This window comes from Moorena sp. SIO3I6 (assembly GCF_010672095.1).
In genome coordinates, this window is record NZ_JAAHHU010001229.1 from 1 (window position 1) to 1,523 (window position 1,523).

The window sequence follows — 1,523 nt, forward strand, 5'->3', positions numbered from 1 at the left end:
ATGGGAGCAATTATTCATGCTTACAAAGGGACTCTGGAGGTGGAATCAGGAGCGAGTTTAGGCGCTGGGGTTCTGGTCGTGGGGAAGGGAAAAATTGGCGCTAATGCTAGTATTGGCTCCCTGACGACAATTTGGAATCATTCTGTAGAATCCTTACAAGTGGTGCCATCAGCGTCGGTGTTGGGGGATAAGGGGCGTCCATTACCGGAAGAGTCTCAACCAACTCCTGATACGTTGGAGCAGAACCCTCAGGAGTTATCATCAACTGTACCTGAAAACAGCTTTACCACTGAATCTGTCAATGGTCAAGTGCCATCCACTAGTCATACGGTGGCTACAAATACAACAGATACAACGCAGACCAATTTTATAGAGACTAATTCTACAGATACCAATTCTATAGAGACTAATTCTACAGAGACTAATACTATAGATACCAATACTACAGAGACTAACACAACAGAGACTATTGAGGCTGAGACGACCCCTGAGTCGCAGACAGAATCACCAGCTCCGAAGACTCAGCCTACTGTTCATGGGCAGGGGAGCTTGAACCGATTACTGGATACTCTGTTTCCTTATAATCAATCTTTTAATAGTCCTAGCAAAGATACATAGTAGGTCTGAATTGGGTTAATGGGAGTCGGGAGTCGGGAGTCGGGAGTCGGGAGTCGGGAAAAAATGCTGTGGATAGGATTAGTATGGCGCTAGATAAACTAGATTTGCGATTTTGCGATTTTGCGTTCGCGTAGCGTGACTTTTGGTCAATCGCATAGTAGCTCCCCAGACCGATCCCTTGTTTGCGATCGCATAAAAATTCCATAGACCGATCCCTTGTTTGCGATCGCATAGCGTGACTTTTGGTCAATCGCGTAGCGTGACTTTCGGTCAATCCCATAAAAATTCCCTAGACCCAGGCTAGGGTGAGGTTAGGTCATTTTTTAACGCTTCTGGCACATTAATCGCTGTCTCCAACCCCCGCACGTTGTCCCATTTAGTGTCCTCATCCCAGGAAATGTTTTCAAGGTATGCCGAGCTGAGGTTTGCCCCCTTGAGGTTTGCTGAGCTGAGGTTTGCCCCCTTGAGGTCTGCGGAACTGAGGTCTGCCTTTATGAGTTTTGCCGAGCTGAGGTCTGCCTTTATGAGGTTTGCCGAGCTGAGGTCTGCCAAGCTGAGGTCTGCCTTTATGAGTTTTGCCTTTATGAGTTTTGCCAAGCTGAGTTCTGCGTTTATTAGGTATGCCTCTCTGAGGTCTGCCAAGCTGAGGTATGCCTCTCTGAGGTATGCCAAGCTGAGGTCTGCCTTTATGAGGTTTGCCTTTATGAGTTTTGCCTCTCTGAGGTCTCCCTGTCTGAGTTCTGCGTTTATGAGGTTTGCCGAGCTGAGGTCTGCGGAACTGAGGTCTGCGGAACTGAGGTCTGCGGAACTGAGGTCTGCGGAACTGAGGTCTGCGGAACTGAGGTCTGCGGAACTGAGGTCTGCGGAACTGAGGTCTGCGGAACTGAGGTCTGCGGAACTGAGGT

At 48.6% G+C, this 1,523-nt stretch carries 4 protein-coding genes and 3 pseudogenes; 3 read left to right on the forward strand and 4 right to left on the reverse strand.

All coding sequences use genetic code 11. The annotated features are described in order from the left end of the window. On the forward strand, window positions 1-618 hold a 618-nt coding region (locus F6K49_RS47960; RefSeq protein WP_293109652.1), incomplete at its 5' end, for a hypothetical protein. On the opposite strand, the gene F6K49_RS47965 is transcribed toward F6K49_RS47960, so the two are convergent. The 3 genes and pseudogenes from F6K49_RS47965 to F6K49_RS54040 all read right to left on the reverse strand — a co-directional run. Beyond that, window positions 602-898, reverse strand: coding sequence for a hypothetical protein (locus F6K49_RS47965; RefSeq protein ID WP_293109654.1), 297 nt, complete (start codon window positions 896-898; stop codon window positions 602-604). The genes F6K49_RS47960 and F6K49_RS47965 overlap by 17 nt on opposite strands. 20 nt (window positions 899-918) lie before the next feature. Continuing rightward, on the reverse strand, window positions 919-1,113 hold the full coding sequence (locus F6K49_RS54035) for a pentapeptide repeat-containing protein (RefSeq protein ID WP_366514350.1): 195 nt from the start codon (window positions 1,111-1,113) through the stop codon (window positions 919-921). A gap of 96 nt (window positions 1,114-1,209) precedes the next feature. Next, window positions 1,210-1,260: pseudogene (locus tag F6K49_RS54040) on the reverse strand (hypothetical protein); the annotation flags it as partial. Here F6K49_RS54040 and F6K49_RS54045 point away from each other — a divergent pair. After that, a pseudogene (locus F6K49_RS54045) lies at window positions 1,247-1,381 on the forward strand (pentapeptide repeat-containing protein); the annotation flags it as partial. The pseudogenes F6K49_RS54040 and F6K49_RS54045 sit on opposite strands and share 14 nt — an antisense overlap. Here F6K49_RS54045 and F6K49_RS54050 read toward each other — a convergent pair. Next, window positions 1,330-1,458 (reverse strand): annotated as a pseudogene (locus F6K49_RS54050) (pentapeptide repeat-containing protein); the annotation flags it as partial. The pseudogenes F6K49_RS54045 and F6K49_RS54050 overlap by 52 nt on opposite strands. Here F6K49_RS54050 and F6K49_RS54055 point away from each other — a divergent pair. Beyond that, a partial coding sequence (locus F6K49_RS54055; RefSeq protein WP_366514351.1) for a hypothetical protein occupies window positions 1,457-1,523 on the forward strand: 67 nt, incomplete at its 3' end. The pseudogene F6K49_RS54050 and the gene F6K49_RS54055 overlap by 2 nt on opposite strands.

What these genes read in the sequence shown, in the direction of transcription:
- F6K49_RS47965 (WP_293109654.1), bottom strand. Translation starts at nt 898, where the DNA reads ATGGGATTGACCGAAAGTCACGCTACGCGATTGACCAAAAGTCACGCT.